The following is a 15,317-nucleotide window of genomic DNA, read 5'->3' on the forward strand; positions in this document are numbered from 1 at the left end:
GTTCGGATCGTTGATTGCTCACAACTCGTCACCGGGCTTGGACGTGCCCGTGTGGCCCCCGTTGCCACCGATCCAGCCGAACTCAGCGGCGATCACATACACCTCATACAGGAACACGGCGGAAACGGCCGAGACTGTCCCCCAGAGTAATATCGCGAATTCGGCCGACCCAACTGGGGTCATTGGTCGTCCACCTCCCGGTCCTCCAGTTGTCCGCCGTCGGGTTGTAGGTCGTCCAGCCGTCGGATCTCGCTCGCGAGCTCGTCGAAATCATATCGGTGTGACGAGCGCTTGGCAAACGCTAGCGTACACACAGTTGCGGTCACGAAGGCACCGGCGAACGACGTGAGATAAAGCCCGTCAGGTGACGGCAACATCGCACCGACGAGTGGGATCGAACGGAGAGCGTCGGCGATTCCGAGCGGAAACGGGAAGACTGCCGCACCGACCGCGAGGCCACCGACACTACTTATGAGTGCGCCCGTCCCCGTGAGTTTGTCCGAGAACAGTCCGTACAGGAACGGGACCGCGACGGCTGCGCCCAAGAGGTCGGCAAACAAGAAGAGCGCCAACACACTCTGCGCCGTTTGGCTGACGTAGATTGCCGCGACGGCGACGACGATTGTGAGAACTCGGGCGCTGAGCGAGAGCGTCCGGTCGTCGGGGTCGTCGAGTAATCGCGGGAGGTCTGCCGTGACAACGCTCGAAAGCGCGTTGAACAGCGTGTCGACCGAACTCATCACGAGCAGGAGTGCGAGAAGTGTGACCGCGACCACGGCCCACTCCGGGAACGTCTCACCCAGAAGCGCAAAGAACGCTGTCGAAGGGTTCTCGACGGATGCGTTGCCGACGGCGACAACGCCGAATAAAGCGGCGAGTAAGACTATCATTCCGTTAGCAACGGTCGCGGTTCGGAACCCTCGCGCAACCGTCTTCGCGTCAGAGCCCGCGTATATCCGCTGCCACCACGTCTGATTGATTAGCTCGGCTCCGAATATCGCGAGCGCGATAGCGATCCCGAACCGGATCCCGTCCGAGTTCAGTGGGTCGAGCAGAGACGGGTCGGTTGCGACGATCCCGTCGTAGACTGCTCCCGTTCCGCCGAGGGTAACGATCGCGCCGGTGAAGGCGACGACCAACAGCGGGAGAACCAGTGCGGTCTGGACCGTGTCGGTGAGAATGCTCGCGCGGAGTCCACCGTACCCCGTGTAGGCCAAGACGAACCCGCCGACGAGGACCGCCGTCAACCACTGTGGCACGTCGGCGACGAGCGCGAGGGCTAACGCGATCCCAGTGAGTTCAGCGGCGAGAAAGATGAACATATAGAACACGCTCACGAAGAGAATGAACGTGTACATCGCGCTTCCATATCGAGCGTACGCGTACTCCGTGAGTGAGTGCCCGTCGGGAATTACGTCGCGAACCCGAGGTCCGATCTTCGAATACGCCAACATGGGAAGCGCCTCACCGACCGCGTAGCCGACGACCGCCGCGATACCGAAGGAGGCCCCTGCTTCGGGCGCCGACAGCAGGACCCAGACGCCCATCACGGAGGCGATCAGCGTGGCGGTCAGCTGTCCCCCACCGGCCGAGTTGCGGGCGGTAATGAGGTCCTCGGCCGAATCAAACCCCCCACGGGAGGTGTAGACCCCCATCGCGGTGAATGCGACGAGCGTCGCGATGGTGAGTCCGAGCACTGTCTCAGTCGTCACCATCGCCGACCAGCCTCCGACATCTCCTGATCGTACGCTGCCGCGAAGAAGGCGAACTCCAGCTCAACAGTCCGCCGGAACAACCGCTCGAGGCCGCGTTGTCGCTGTGGCGAGACCATAGCACCCTCGCGGTCGAGTTCTCCTCGGAGCCACGTCACGAAGTCACCGAACGAGTCGTTGTTGTGGAGGTCGATCCACTCGGCGAGATAGAAGCGGTCAGGCCGCTCAGGAGGCATGTCCGTGGCCCATTCGAGATAGATCCACTCGGCAGGAACCAGCACGGCGAGTGTTTCGGGGTAACCGCCTTCACGGCCGGCCCGTTCGAGCAAGTCCACAAACGCTCTGCTGCTGGCGGTGAGTTCCGGATCCGCGTCCGTCGCCTCGGGGACATCGAGCGCCTCGAAGGCCCGTTCGAAGTAATCGTTCTCGTCGTCCGTGAGTACGGTCAAGAATTCGGTAAGTGACGACTTCGCCTCCATCGTGGGTGCGTCACCGACCGCGCGACCGACCGTTCCGACGAGCGTTTCCACGAATGCGTAGTCCCGAACAAGGTATCGTCGGAACGCGTCGTCGGCAAGCTCGCCGCTCCCGAGTTCTCGCACGAACTGGTGCGTCACTGTATCGGTCCAGTCGGGTTCAGCACGTCTGCGAAGCCAGTTAGTGAACGAGGGGTCGTCACGGTTCGCGGCGTAGGTGTCGAACGAGTCCGGCGCGCCCGTGGTCTCGTCGCCGGCGCTCATATTGCCCACTCCTCCTGTCGCCATGCGGCGTCCCAAAACCGGTATTCGTAGCGGGCCGAGGTGTGGAACAGTTTGCGAAACCGCTCTCGCGTCTCGGTATCGGCGTCGGCTGCCACGTCGTTGAGGAGTTCTTTACACCACGTCGTGAGTTCGGTGAACTCCTCGCCGGCGTACGTCTGGATCCACTCCGCGTACCGTTCGTCGTCGGGAAGTCCCCTATCGGCGAGTCGTTTCCCGGTCTCGTTGAATCCCCACATACAGGGGAGTAACGCTGCGACGAGGTCACCGAATGTCTTCGTCGCGGCCACTCGGACGAGAAAATCGGTGTACGCTCGTGTCGTGGGGGACGGTATCGTCGCTTCGAGATCCGCCTCCGAGACACCAAAATCTGCAGCGTACGCACGGTGAAGGTCCATCTCCGTGTTGATCGTCGAATCAAGCAGTTCGGCGAACGTCCCCATTCGACCGATATCGGGAGCCTTCGTCGCGCCGTGTGCAAACACTCGAGCATACTGGGTCAGGTAGTAGTAATCTTGCTCAACCCAGTAGCGAAACGTGGCCTCGTCAAGTGTCCCTTCACCGAGCTTTTCGACCATTGGGTGATCGACGATGGCCTGCCACGTGGCCTCAGCCACATCGTTGAGTTCGTCGGTAAAGACCATAGCCGATATCCATCGTTCGTCAACTTATAACTTGGTAATATAATCAAGTAATGGCAGAGGGAGGCTAATACGTCTCTCCCGCTTCTGGCGGATGACGCTTGACTTTGAGACGGTTGCGTTGAGAAGATATTCTCCGTCTCCACGGAGACGCCGCTGTCGGGAAGATTGAGACCGACACTAGTCTTGAGCCGCATCTTGTCTCGGACGATCAAGCGTTTGCCGTCGAAACCGACGATGGGCAGTGGTCGTATTGAGATGTGGCCGCGCCGGCCTCTGGAACGCGGCCGAGTACGCCCAGTCGGTACTCATCGAGGAGGTATGGTACCTCTTCGGTAGGACCCACCAGATTAGGATGGCCGCCTAGCGGGTACTCGCTAAGCAGGTCCCAAAAGCGCTCAAGCCGATTGGTGTCAACATCACGCTGACTGTCTGCGGCGGGCGCGCCTGACTGGCGGTTTTGCTACTAGCAAACCGTTTATATTACACGAGGGGTAGCACCAACGAGATGAGCGACGAGACGCCACACCGCCGCCGGCGGCGCCGGCGTCGTCGCGACAACGGCCGGTTCGCGGAGACAGTCCCGCCCGAGGCGGTCCAAGACGTGTTTAGCGCCGTTGACAGCCCGGTCGTGACGACCACAGACGTCGCAGACGTGCTCGGGGTATCGACCGAGGCAGCGCGGACGAAGCTCAACGGGCTGGTCGGGCGGGGGGAGCTCCGCCGGCGTGAGACCGGCCGGACAGTCGTGTACTGGGTAGCCGACGACCCGTGGCCGACCGGCAAAGGAGCGGCACGGGGGCGGACACGATGAGTGACGCGTCCTCTGCGAGCCTCCCCGTGAGCCCGGCGGAGGGGCGTCATCTCTGCGGACTGCTGGTATTGACGCTCACCGACGACTCCCCGGTCGGCACCGGTGTTTTGGCCGACTCCCTCGGTGTGAGCGGGCCGACGGTCACCGAGACGATTAAAACACTCGACGAAGCGGGGCTGGTGACCTACGAGCCCTACGTCGGGGTGGAGTTGGCCTCCCGCGGCGAGCGCATCGCACGGGACCTGCTGTGGCGGCGGTGTCTCGTCCAGCAGTTTTTCGAGACGGTGGATATCTCCTTGGACACCGAACAGGCCTACCGGATCGGCCGGACTGTTCCCTCCGGAGAGCTCTCCCGACTAGACGATCAACTCTCCCGGCCCTGTGACCGCCCCTGCGAGGCGACCGACGCGCTCGACTGCGAGCGGCTGGTCAGCCGGTGACCGACGGTGCGGTCCGTCAGTCTCCGCGCGGCCGCTGGGTTCGCGCTTGTTACAGTTAAAACAAGCCTGAGTCAGCGGTTAGAAATATCCTGCGTATTGACCGCCGAGGATTCTACTAGATTTCGTTAGTGCGTCGGGCGGATGGGTCCCTTTCCTGATTCACCCGACGGAACGACCACTTACTCGAACTGGAGATCGAAGTTGAGTGTGACCTCGTTCGTCACGTTGTCGTACACCGGCGAAGTTGCTATGACTTCCTCGTGTAGCTCCCTGAGTTCGTCTTCCGACGCGTCTGCGTCGAGGTGCGTCGTGGCACGGATCTGGTCGTATCCCGCTCGGACGTCCTCGCTCAATCCGAGGAACCCACGGAGATCGATGTCACCCTCGAACTCGAAAGAGAGGTCATTGAGCTGAATGCCGTGAGCCGCTGCGTGCCCAGCGTACGTTACGCTCAGGCAGGATCCAATCGCAGCGAGGAGATGTTCAACTGCGTTCGGACCAGCACGCTCGCCGAGCAGCGCTTCGGGTTCGTCGCCAGTGATCGTGAACTCCGGCGACTCGACTGTCGTTCCATCCTGCGTGAAATCGCTTATGTGTGTCTCACTCGCAAAACCACCGATCCACTCAGTTTCTGCCCGGAAGGTGAATGATTCCTTATCGGGGTCTTTAGAAGCCGATTCAATCAGGTTTTCGAGCGCGTCTGTATCTATTCCATTGAGTTCAGCCATTCTTTTCTCACACAACACTATCTGCGTTCTGAATACAATACTTTCGCCTCGCTCTTGATAGATGAGGATCCAAATCGGGTAGGCGCGCGCCGATAACGCGCCGTCGGCCAGTTCGATGAGTCCCTCGAGTACTTCGTCACGGTCGGCTTCGCGGACGAAAAAGCAGCCCTCCGGTGACCGCCAAAGGGAGTATTTTGTGCGTCCCAAGCAGTGCGGCACGACCTGAACTGACGCAGTCGCCGTGGGGCTCGAATGAGCTCGTCGCTGGCGTCGACGACGGGGTTTGCGACCGCTACAATGTCATCCCGCTCAGTGCCGCGGGGGATTGCAATTATTCCACTATCCGTGATCTGGTCGAGTCGATCAGTTCTGACGAAAAATCTGTTTCCGGAGAGATATTAACTCGGACCGAATCGAGGAGGGCTGCCGCGTCACAACAGTTCGAGTTCGATCGTTTTTGCGGTGCTGGATACGAGCCCAGCTGTGTCTTCTTCGAGTCGCTTTCCCTGCATCTCGTCGGCCGGTCCAGAGACGCTAACCGCGCCCATAGGGTCACCGTCGACGACGATAGGCGAGGCGACACAGCGCCAGTTTCCGTCGAGTTCGCCGCGGTCGAATGCGATCTTTCGATCTCTGATCGACCGGAGCTCTGATCTGAGCGTCGCGGGATCTGTCACGGTTCGTTCGGTCTCCTGATCGAGTCCGTGTCGAGCGACGTACGCGTCGATCTCGTCCGGGGACCGGAACGCGAGGACCGCCTCCCCGGCGGCGGCCGCGTGAAGTTGGACGCTCCCACCGATCGGAATCGGGTGGTCCTGCTGGCCGGCGCGGTGGAGGTACACTACGTTCGGCCCCTCGGGGACGACGAGGTTCGCCACCGCGTTCGTGTTTCGTGCGAGCCCCCGAATTTCACCACGTGCCGCTTGGTAGACGGGGTTCCGTTCTCGTGTCCCGAACCCAATCCGGAGGCATTGGTGCGTGAGTTTGTACATTCCCTCCGTGTTCGTCACATATCCGAGCGTACAGAGCGTCGAGAGGTGGTTGTAGACCGCGCTCTTCGAGACTGCTAATTCGTCGGCTAGTTCGGTGACGCCGCCGCCGTCACGCTCATATAGCTCTTCGAGGATCTGGAGGGATGTCGCGGTTGCCTGAACGGTGACGGAGTCTACATCTCCCATCGTTTCGATAGGTTGTACGGACGACAGAGGTATAACCTTTGTTTACCATGGATGAACGTTGTGGGAGCTATGAATATATTTTCAAACTCAAATATAATAACACAATATTCAATGAGCAAAATTAAATAGATTCGCCGCCATATAGTGTAATAACTTATATAAGATAGTCTTGTTCTGACCAAGAAAACACATCACGAGCGTTTGTAACCTACTTTTAGAACAGTTGTCCAGTACATTTATATATCTATACTATAACAGAGCAATAGTCAGGTACGATCATGACTGATAAACTAAGCTACGCACAAGTGGGGCGACGACGGCTGATGAAAGGCGCAGGACTTGCGGGGATCGCGGGCTTCGCAGGCTGTGTCGGAACCGGTGATCCGGACAGTGGAGACGGTAGCGACGGCAGCGACGGCAGCGACGACAGCGACGGCAGCGACGGCGGTGACAGCAGTGACGGCAGCGGAAACACGGCGATGGCGTCCGAAATCGACGTGTGGGGCTGGGACGTTGCCGCGCGAGCGCTACAGATCACGGCCGAAGAGTACGAGGCAGAAAACGACGCGACGGTCGCGGTCGAGGAGTTCGGTCGCTCGGCGATGAAAGACCGCCTCCAGACCAACCTGCTTTCCGGCTCCGGTGCGCCGGCGGTCTCCATGCTTGAGTCCGTTGACGGTCCCTCGTTCATCGCGACTGACTCCATCGCCCCCCTCACCGACGAAATCGATGAGGCGGGCGTTCAGGAGGACTTCGTCTCCGGCAAGTGGGAAGCACTCACTGTCGACGGCGACATCTACGCGCTCCCGTGGGATACTGGCCCGACGGCGGTCTACTACCGCCGGTCGGTGTACGACGAACACGATATCGACCCCTCGTCGATCGAGACGTGGGCAGACCTCATCGAAGAGGGCCAGAAGCTCCCGGACGACCAGTACATGCTCAACCTCCCCGAGGGCGACCTCTCTGGCGTCTGGCGCTACCAGTTCCGTCAGCTGTCCGGCGAGCCGTTCCTGGACAGCGGCGAGGTGAACATCCACAACGAGAAGTCACTCAAAGTGGCCCAAAACATCAAAAAGATCTACGACGCCGACATCGCGGCCAACATTGAGGGCTGGACCTCGGCGTGGTTCAGCGCGTACGGCGACGCGACCATCGCGTCGCTCCCTTCGGCGGCGTGGATGGAGGGGACGTTGCGCGCAGAGCTACCCGACACCGCCGGCGACTGGGGCGTATACAAGATTCCCGCCCTGGAGTCCGGCGGTCCACGAGCGTCGAACTGGGGCGGTTCCAACCTCATGATCGCCAACCAGGTCTCCGAAGAAAAGAAACAGCGCGGCTGGGACTACATGGAGTGGTCGCTGGCCACCGAGGAGATGCAACTCGCCATGTACGACGAATACGGACTATTCCCGGCACTGGAGACCGTCTACGACGAGCCAGTGTTCGACGAGGAACTGGACTTCTACGACGGACAGGCGGCTCGTGCGCTGTTCGCCGAGGTCGCACAGAACGCGCCGGGTTACCGGTTCACCGCCGACACACCCGAAGTGTCGCAGGCAATGGAAACCGAACTCCAGCGCATGATAAACGGCGAGCAGTCGCCTGAGGAGGCCGTACAGGCTGCTGCGGAGACGGTCGCCGAAAACACTGATCGAGACCTCGCGTAATCGAGGTAATCGATCGCATGGCAAATTCTGACGAGACAACTGATCGAACCGGCCAAGCGTACCGGCGCCGTGTCAGTGAGAAAGTCCGGGAAGCGACGCGAGAGTTCAGACGAGCGTTCCGTCCGGTATGGGACAGATTCCGGTTCGCGAGACAGGACCTGACAGCGGCGACGCCGACGCTGCCGCGGGTCGCGTACCTGTTCATCTCTCCGTTCTTTCTACTTTTCAGCGTGTTCCTCGCCTTCCCGGTGTTTTACACGCTGTACCTGTCGTTCTTCGAGTACCAGGGCGTCGGACAGGGCTCGCTGTTCTGGATCGATCTAGGCCCGCTGTACATCGAAATACCGCGGATAGCACAGCTTGAATTTGTCGCGCTCGGAAATTACGCTCGGCTGTTCGGCAACGACCTGTTCTGGCAGTCGATGTTTAACACCTCGTACATCTTGGTCATCCAGGTCCCGTTGATGATCGGGCTTGCGCTCGCGCTCGCGCTCGCGCTGAACGCCTCCTTTATGCGACTGAAAGGGGTATTCCGGACCGCCATCGCGCTGCCAGTGTCGGCCAACCTCGTGGCGTACTCGACGGTGTTCCTGTTGCTCTTTAACGAGCAACTGGGATTCCTCAACTACGTGCTCGCGGGCGTCGGACTGGGTCCGGTCCCGTGGCTGACCGACGGGTTCTGGGCGCGAAACACGATCATCGCGGCCGTGACGTGGCGATGGACGGGATACAACATGATCATCCTCCTCGCCGGTCTCCAGACGATTCCACAGCAACTGTACGAGGCCGCGGAGATTGACGGGGCGAACCGCTGGGAGAAGTTCCGGTACGTCACGCTCCCGCAGCTCAAACCGGTGTTGCTGTTCGTTGTCGTGCTGTCGACAATTGGCACCTTCAAACTGTTCGCCGAGCCGTACGTCATCACCGGCGGCGGTCCGACGAACTCCACTATCACTATCGTGCAGTACATCTACCGACAGGCATTCATCAATTTCAACCTCGGCTACGCGAGCGCGCTCACGGTCGTCTTCGTGGCGATCGTCAGCGTGTTCTCGGTCGTCCAGATCAAAATCGGAGGTGAGGACTGATGCGCGACCAGCGTCGTAAGGACGCGGTCTGGCAGTTCCTCACCTACGCGTTCGTCATCACGATGGTCATCGTGATGATGGTCCCGCTGTACTGGATGTTGGTGGCCGCAACGCTCCCGCAAGAGCAGTTTCTGCAGTTCCCGCCGCGGTTGATCCCCGGCACCGCGTTTATGGACAACTTCGCGGCCCTGCAGGAGCGACTCGACTTCGTCCGGACGATCCGGAACAGCGTCCTCATCGCCGTCATCTACACGCTGCTGTCGCTTGTGCTGTGTTCGATGGCCGGCTTTGCGTTCGCGAAGTATGAGTTCAAGTACAAAGAGCCGATCTTCTACACGATTTTGGCGACGCTCGTGTTACCCATCCAGCTGCTCGTTATCCCGCTGTTCCTGCTGATGGCACAGCTGGACTGGACGAACACGTTCCGAGCGATAATTCTCCCGTGGGCAGCGAACCCCATCGGAATCTTCCTCATGCGACAGAACATGAAATCGATTCCAGACGCCCTGCTTGAGTCCGCGCGGATGGACGGGGCGACGGAGTTCCAGATATTCTACCGAATCGCGCTCCCAACGATGCGGTCGTCGCTGGCCGCGCTCGCGATCATTCTGTTCCTCTTCCAGTGGGACCTGTTCCTCTACCCGCTCGTGATCTTAGAATCCTCGGACATGTACACGATCCCAATCGGGCTGGCACAGCTAACCGGGTTCCAGCGGATCTATTACGATCAGATCATGGTAGCGGCGACGCTCGCCATCGTGCCGATGGTCGTGCTGTTCTTAGTGTTACAAAAGCAGTTCGTCAGTGGCATCCTCGCGGGGTCGCTTAAGGAGTAACTATGGCAGGAATCAACATCACAGACCTAGACAAGGTGTACGACTCCGGAACCGAGAAGGTGGTCGCGGTAAAGGATCTCTCCGTCGATATCGACCACGGCGAGTTCCTCGTGTTGGTCGGTCCGTCCGGCTGCGGGAAATCGACGACGCTTCGCTGTCTCGCCGGTCTCGAAGACGTGACTGAGGGGTCTATTGCGTTCGGCGACCAAGACGTCACGGACCGCCGGGCCAGCGAGCGCGACGTGGCAATGGTGTTCCAGAACTACGCGCTGTACCCGCACATGACCGTCCGAAGCAACATCGGCTTCGGGCTGAAGCTCTCGACGAAGCTCACCGGCGACGAAATCGAAGAGAAAGTCGAGGACGTCGCCGAGATGCTAGGTATCAGCAAGCTCCTCAACGAGAAGCCGAAAGCGCTCTCGGGAGGGCAACAACAGCGCGTAGCGCTGGGCCGCGCAATCGTCCGCGAGCCGTCCGTGTTCCTAATGGACGAGCCGCTCAGCAACCTCGACGCGAAGCTTCGGTCGGACATGCGGACGGAGCTCCAGGAGCTTCAGGCCGACCTCGACGTGACGACAGTGTACGTCACCCACGACCAGACCGAGGCGATGGCGATGGGCGATCGGATCGCCGTGATGGACGGCGGCGTACTCCAGCAGGTCGGCTCCCCGGAGGAGGTGTACCGCTCGCCGGTCAACCAGTTTGTTGCGGACTTCATCGGCTCGCCGAGTATCAACCTCCTCACGGCCGACGTCGACGGCGACACCCTTCGAGGACCCGGCGGGTTCACCTACACGCTCGACGACCCGGCGCCGGTCGAAGGACACGACCGCGTCAGCGTCGGTATCCGCCCGGAAGACATCACTATCATCGACTCGGGAGCGAACGTGGCTGACGTGACGGTCGTCGAACCGATGGGCAACGAGAACTTCCTCTACATGGAGATGGGCGGCCACGAACTCACCGCCCGCGTCGAACCGTCCATCCGGCCGGCTGAGGACACGCAGGTCGCCTTCGACTTCAGTGAGGCGGCCGTGTATCTGTTCGATGTCGAAAACGGCGACGCGCTCAAGACCAAAACCGACACCGTCGACCTGTCCGTCGTCGGAACCACTGAGTCATAACGTATCATGTATATTACTGACTACGAGCTGTTCGAAGTACCGCCCCGCTGGCTGTTCTTGAAGCTGACGACGAGCGACGGCACCGTGGGCTGGGGAGAACCGATCGTCGAGGGGCGCTCGCACACGGTCGTCGCGGCCGTCGAGGAACTCCTCGACAACTACCTCCTCGGCGAGGACCCGACGCGGATCGAAGATCACTGGCAGGCGATGTATCGGGGCGGCTTCTACCGGGGCGGTCCCATCCTGATGAGCGCCATCGCCGGCGTCGACCAGGCGCTCTGGGATCTCAAAGGCAAGCAGTTCGGCGCGCCGGTCCACGAACTGCTCGGCGGTCGCGCTCGCGACCGGATCCGGGTGTATCAGTGGATCGGGGGTGACCGCCCGGCGGACGTGGGCGAGGCCGCCCGAGAGAAAGCCGATGCGGGCTTTTCGGCATTAAAAATGAACGCCACCGCCGAGCTGCGACCGATCGACACTCCGGCCACCGTCGCCGACGCGGTCGACCGGATCGCGGCGGTCCGCGAGGCGGTCGGCGACGAGGTCGACATCGGGGTCGACTTCCACGGCCGCGTGTCGAAACCGATGGTGCGCCGGCTCGCAGCCGCGCTGGAGCCGTACGACCCGATGTTCATCGAGGAGCCGGTGTTGCCCGAAAACAACGACGCGCTGCCGGCGATCCGGCAGTCGACCACGATCCCCGTCGCGACTGGCGAGCGCATGTACTCGCGGTGGGACTTCAAGCAAGTGCTGGAGGCGGACGCCGTCGACCTGATCCAGCCGGACGTCTCCCACGCCGGCGGGATCACCGAGCTGAAGAAGATCGCGTCGATGGCCGAGGCGTACGACGTGTCGGTCGCTCCGCACTGCCCGCTGGGGCCGATCGCGCTTGCGTCCTGTATCCAGGTCGACGCCTGCACGCCGAACGCGCTGATCCAAGAACAGTCACTCGACATCCACTACAACGAGACGAGTGACGTGCTGGACTACCTCGCCGATCCCTCGGTCTTCGAGTACCGCGACGGCTTCGTCGACATCCCCGACGGCGACGGGCTGGGGATCGAAATCGACGAGGAACACGTTCGCGATCAGCGTGGCGACGTCGACTGGCACAACCCCGTGTGGCGCCACGAGGACGGCTCCGTCGCGGAGTGGTGATCGCCGTGTCGACCCAAGCGAGACAGGACGGACACGCGCGACGAGCCGCACCGACGCTTCGGTCCCGGAGGGCGCCATGACCCGCCGACACGAGTCGCCGGCCGAACATGCCGTCCCCGGGCGCTTCGCCGGGCAAACCGTAATCGTCACCGGCTCGACGCGGGGAATCGGCGCCGGCGTGGCCGAGCGGTTCGCGGCCGAGGGGGCGAACGTCGTCGTCAGCGGCCGGACCGCGGCCGCCGGTGAGGCCGTCGCCGAGCGCATCTCGGAGTCGAACCGGGGGGCTGACGAGCAACGCGCAGACGACGCCCCACTGACGGGCGACGCGACGTTCGTGCGCGCCGACATGCGCGACCCGGACGACGTGGCCGCGCTGGTGGAGGCCGCGGCCGAGCGCTACGACTCGGTCGATGTCCTCGTCAACAACGCCGGTGTACAGACGGAGACGACCGCCGCGGAGGCGACGCTTGACGACTGGTCGTTCGTCTTGGAGACGGACTTCCGGGCGTACTGGCTGGCGGCACGGGCCGCGCTCGAACACATGGACCGCGGCGCCATCGTCAACGTCTCCTCAAATCACGCGTACGCGACGATGCCCGCGCACTTCCCGTACAACGCGGTAAAGGCGGGGATAAACGGCATGACGCGATCGCTCGCGGTGGACTTCGGGCCGCAGATCCGGGTGAACACCGTCGTCCCCGGCTGGGTTGAAGTTGAGCGGACGCGTGACGAACTGCCCAAGGGCCGACTCGAAGAGGTCGAATCGATCCACCCGACCGGTCGCATCGGCACGGTGGCCGACGTGGCCGGTGCGGTATCCTTCCTCGCAAGCGAGGACGCCGCCTTCGTCACGGGGAGCGCACTGCTCGTCGACGGCGGCCGCGGCGCGGTGATGCAAGACGACACGCTCCCGGACTACCGGGCGCGAGAGCGCTCAGAATAGCTGCCGAGCGCTCGCGGGTGCTTTTTTAAATATCTGAGCTGTCTTAAAATCCGATCGATTACTGCTCGGCGACTTGCAACCCGTCAACGTGATCGCCTTCGACGACAGCGACCCCGTACGGCCCCACGACGACGCAGTGTGCATCTGCGTCTATCTCGCCACCGGCCGCCCCTATGTCGATGGCGTCTCTGTCGGTGTCGTCGACGACAAGCGATTCGGCGTCGATTCCGGGTAGTCGGAGATGGTCGCCCGTGAAGTTTGTCACCCACGTGTGGCCGCCGCGGTAGCCGATGCGGACGCCGTTGGGGAGGCGCTCGGCGCGTCGGACGCCTGCGCGGTCGAGCAGGTCTGCCGCGAGCGTCTCGGCCAACGCCGACTCGGGCCAGACCCCGCAGTAGGTGACGTGACCGTCGCCGACTGCGTTGGTGACGACTGCCGAGCGACCATCAGCCGGACCGTCCATATCGTACTCGTATTGCGTCTCGGCCGCGTCGGGGTCGAGCCACTCGGCCCACGTTCGGAACGGGATGATCGAGTCGTCGTCGACATCGGACTCGTCGACGGGCCGGACTGCCGCTTCGAGGCGTCGCGGGAGCGACTCGTGTTGGTCGACGGTCGCACCCACAAGATCGGCCAGGGGGCCGGGCTGTGACGCCGGTCTGAGCTTGTTTTCCGCATCTTTCACGCCCGTGCGAGGGCCGAAGAGTAGCTCGCCGCCGGCCGTGGCGTAGTCAGTTAGACGTTCGGAGAGGCTGTCGGTGACGAGGTGGAGCGCAGGCGCGACGACGGCTTCGTACCCCGAGAGGTTGGCGGTCGGCGGAACCACGTCGACCTGAACGCCGTGGCCGCGCACAGCGCGGTAAAAGGCCTCTTGGAGTGCCCAGTAGTCGAAGTCAGGCGCATGTGGTTGGGCGTCGAGCGCCCACAGCGAGTCGTAGTCGAACACGACCGCAACTGGCGCGTCGACGTGGTCGGTCTCGCCGAGTGTATCGAACTCCCCGGATGTCTGTGTAGCGTCTGTGTACCCGCGGTCTGGGGAGCCGTCGGCCTTGCGGAGTCCGGCGTGATACTGTTCTTGGCCTTCGAGACAGCGCCGCCATCTAAAGTAAAGGACGGCGTCGGCACCGTGAGCCGCGGCGTGGTGTGCCCAGAGCCGCATCGCGCCCTCACCCGGTTGCGGGCAGTGTGGCGGCCAGTTGACATCGCCCGGCTGCTGTTCCATCACCCAGAACGGGCGGTCGAGCGCGCTTCGGTACAAGTCGTGGTCCATCCCCACCTGATCGGGGTCGCCGGCGCGCAGTTGGTCCGGAGACGCCTCGTCGGCGAAGCGGTCTTGTACGAATCCCGTCGGGTACGAGTCCCACGAAACGAGGTCAAGGTCGTCGCTCACGTCGTAGGCGTTCAGGGTTGGGAACCGCCCCATGAAATTGTGCGTGACGAACCAGTCGGGGTTAGCGTCGCGAATGAGGTCGGCGTGGAGGCGATTGTAGTCGACGACCGAGTCGCTGGAGAACCGGGCGTACGCGAGCAGTCGCGAGGGGTGATGCTCGGCCGGGGTCGGTCCCGGCGGATCGACCTCCTCGAAGGAGCTGTACTGTTGGCTCCAGAACCGATTCCCCCACGCCTCGTTGAGCTGGTCGACATCGTCGTAGCGGTCGGCGAGCCACATCCGAAACGCGTCGGCACAGTCGTCACAGTAACACCTGATGGTGCGGTGACAGCCGAACTCGTTATCCGTCTGCCACCCGGCGACGTGCGGCGAGTTGGCGTATCGCTCCGTCACGCGCTCGACGATTCGAGTCGTCTCCTCGCGGTAGGCCTCAGAATTAAAACAGTAGTGGCGGCGGCTGCCGTGTTCCCGGACCGTCCCATCTGGCTCCTCTTGGCGGATCGACGGCCGCTCATCGACCAGCCACTTTGGCGGCGTCGCCGTCGGGGTACACAACACGACTTGCATTCCGTGGTCGCCGATGAGTTCGATGGCTTCGTCGAGCCACTCGAAATTGAACTCTCCGCGCTCGGGTTCAAGTACACCCCACGAGAACTCCGCCATTCGCACGTATTCGAGACCGGCGTCAGCCATCGCTTCCACGTCGCGTTCCCACTCTTCGCTCGGCCAGTGTTCCGGGAAATAACAGACACCAAGACGCATGACCGACCCACTCTATCACGCCACGTAAGCGTTCGGATGGCCGACGGCTGCTTCGCCGTCTGCCGGTGATCAGCCGAT

The 15,317-nt window shown here is 62.1% G+C and carries 15 protein-coding genes; 8 read left to right on the plus strand and 7 right to left on the minus strand.

The window, feature by feature from the left end; genetic code table 11:
• Positions 1-18: 18 nt before the first annotated feature.
• The 4 genes from EXE48_RS18480 to tenA are packed head-to-tail and all read right to left on the minus strand — an operon-like array spanning position 19 to position 3,114.
• Positions 19-183 (minus strand): hypothetical protein, encoded by a 165-nt coding sequence (locus EXE48_RS18480; RefSeq protein ID WP_158293670.1) that lies wholly within the window; start codon positions 181-183, stop codon positions 19-21.
• Entirely contained in the window at positions 180-1,715 is a 1,536-nt protein-coding gene (locus EXE48_RS13945; RefSeq protein WP_137711828.1) for a sodium:solute symporter family transporter, read from the minus strand. The genes EXE48_RS18480 and EXE48_RS13945 overlap by 4 nt, the downstream gene beginning before the upstream one ends.
• Positions 1,709-2,452: a TenA family protein gene (locus tag EXE48_RS13950; RefSeq protein ID WP_241992014.1), complete on the minus strand. Its 744-nt coding sequence runs from the start codon at positions 2,450-2,452 to the stop codon at positions 1,709-1,711. The genes EXE48_RS13945 and EXE48_RS13950 overlap by 7 nt, the downstream gene beginning before the upstream one ends.
• Entirely contained in the window at positions 2,449-3,114 is a 666-nt protein-coding gene (tenA, locus tag EXE48_RS13955; RefSeq protein WP_137711830.1) for a thiaminase II, read from the minus strand. Before tenA ends, EXE48_RS13950 begins: the two co-directional genes overlap by 4 nt.
• 505 nt (positions 3,115-3,619) lie before the next feature.
• On the opposite strand from tenA, the gene EXE48_RS13960 reads away from it, so the two are divergent.
• A complete protein-coding gene (locus tag EXE48_RS13960; protein ID WP_137711831.1) occupies positions 3,620-3,925 on the plus strand; it encodes a helix-turn-helix domain-containing protein in 306 nt (101 codons plus the stop codon).
• Positions 3,922-4,365 (plus strand): metal-dependent transcriptional regulator, encoded by a 444-nt coding sequence (locus EXE48_RS13965; protein ID WP_137711832.1) that lies wholly within the window; start codon positions 3,922-3,924, stop codon positions 4,363-4,365. Before EXE48_RS13960 ends, EXE48_RS13965 begins: the two co-directional genes overlap by 4 nt.
• A 179-nt stretch (positions 4,366-4,544) precedes the next feature.
• Here EXE48_RS13965 and EXE48_RS13970 read toward each other — a convergent pair whose 3' ends face one another.
• Both EXE48_RS13970 and EXE48_RS13975 read right to left on the minus strand, forming a co-directional pair.
• Positions 4,545-5,093 carry an OsmC family protein gene (locus EXE48_RS13970; protein ID WP_137711833.1) on the minus strand — a complete coding sequence of 183 codons (549 nt, stop codon included), beginning with the start codon at positions 5,091-5,093 and terminating at the stop codon, positions 4,545-4,547.
• Between the two features lie 431 nt (positions 5,094-5,524).
• Entirely contained in the window at positions 5,525-6,271 is a 747-nt protein-coding gene (locus EXE48_RS13975) for an IclR family transcriptional regulator (protein ID WP_137711834.1), read from the minus strand.
• Positions 6,272-6,594: 323 nt separating this feature from the next.
• On the opposite strand from EXE48_RS13975, the gene EXE48_RS13980 reads away from it, so the two are divergent.
• From EXE48_RS13980 to EXE48_RS14005, 6 genes are all read left to right on the plus strand, one after another.
• Positions 6,595-7,941: a sugar ABC transporter substrate-binding protein gene (locus EXE48_RS13980; protein WP_137711835.1), complete on the plus strand. Its 1,347-nt coding sequence runs from the start codon at positions 6,595-6,597 to the stop codon at positions 7,939-7,941.
• A 17-nt stretch (positions 7,942-7,958) separates the two neighbouring features.
• Entirely contained in the window at positions 7,959-9,029 is a 1,071-nt protein-coding gene (locus EXE48_RS13985) for a carbohydrate ABC transporter permease (protein ID WP_053773106.1), read from the plus strand.
• Entirely contained in the window at positions 9,029-9,865 is an 837-nt protein-coding gene (locus tag EXE48_RS13990) for a carbohydrate ABC transporter permease (protein WP_053773107.1), read from the plus strand. Before EXE48_RS13985 ends, EXE48_RS13990 begins: the two co-directional genes overlap by 1 nt.
• Positions 9,866-9,867: 2 nt before the next feature.
• On the plus strand, positions 9,868-10,989 hold the full coding sequence (locus EXE48_RS13995; protein WP_053773108.1) for an ABC transporter ATP-binding protein: 1,122 nt from the start codon (positions 9,868-9,870) through the stop codon (positions 10,987-10,989).
• Positions 10,990-10,995: 6 nt separating this feature from the next.
• A complete protein-coding gene (gene dgoD / locus EXE48_RS14000) occupies positions 10,996-12,144 on the plus strand; it encodes a galactonate dehydratase (RefSeq protein WP_137711836.1) in 1,149 nt (382 codons plus the stop codon).
• Positions 12,145-12,220: 76 nt separating this feature from the next.
• Complete coding sequence (locus EXE48_RS14005) at positions 12,221-13,087, plus strand: SDR family NAD(P)-dependent oxidoreductase (RefSeq protein ID WP_053773110.1); 867 nt, start codon at positions 12,221-12,223, stop codon at positions 13,085-13,087.
• Between the two features lie 58 nt (positions 13,088-13,145).
• Here EXE48_RS14005 and bga read toward each other — a convergent pair whose 3' ends face one another.
• The gene (gene bga, locus EXE48_RS14010) at positions 13,146-15,239 is read right to left on the minus strand and encodes a beta-galactosidase Bga (RefSeq protein ID WP_053773111.1); all 2,094 of its coding nucleotides are present in this window, start codon (positions 15,237-15,239) and stop codon (positions 13,146-13,148) included.
• Between the last annotated feature and the right edge of the window lie 78 nt (positions 15,240-15,317).

The sequence above is a fragment of the Halorubrum sp. ASP1 genome, from assembly GCF_005435135.1.
GTDB classification, from domain to species: Archaea; Halobacteriota; Halobacteria; order Halobacteriales; family Haloferacaceae; genus Halorubrum; species Halorubrum tropicale.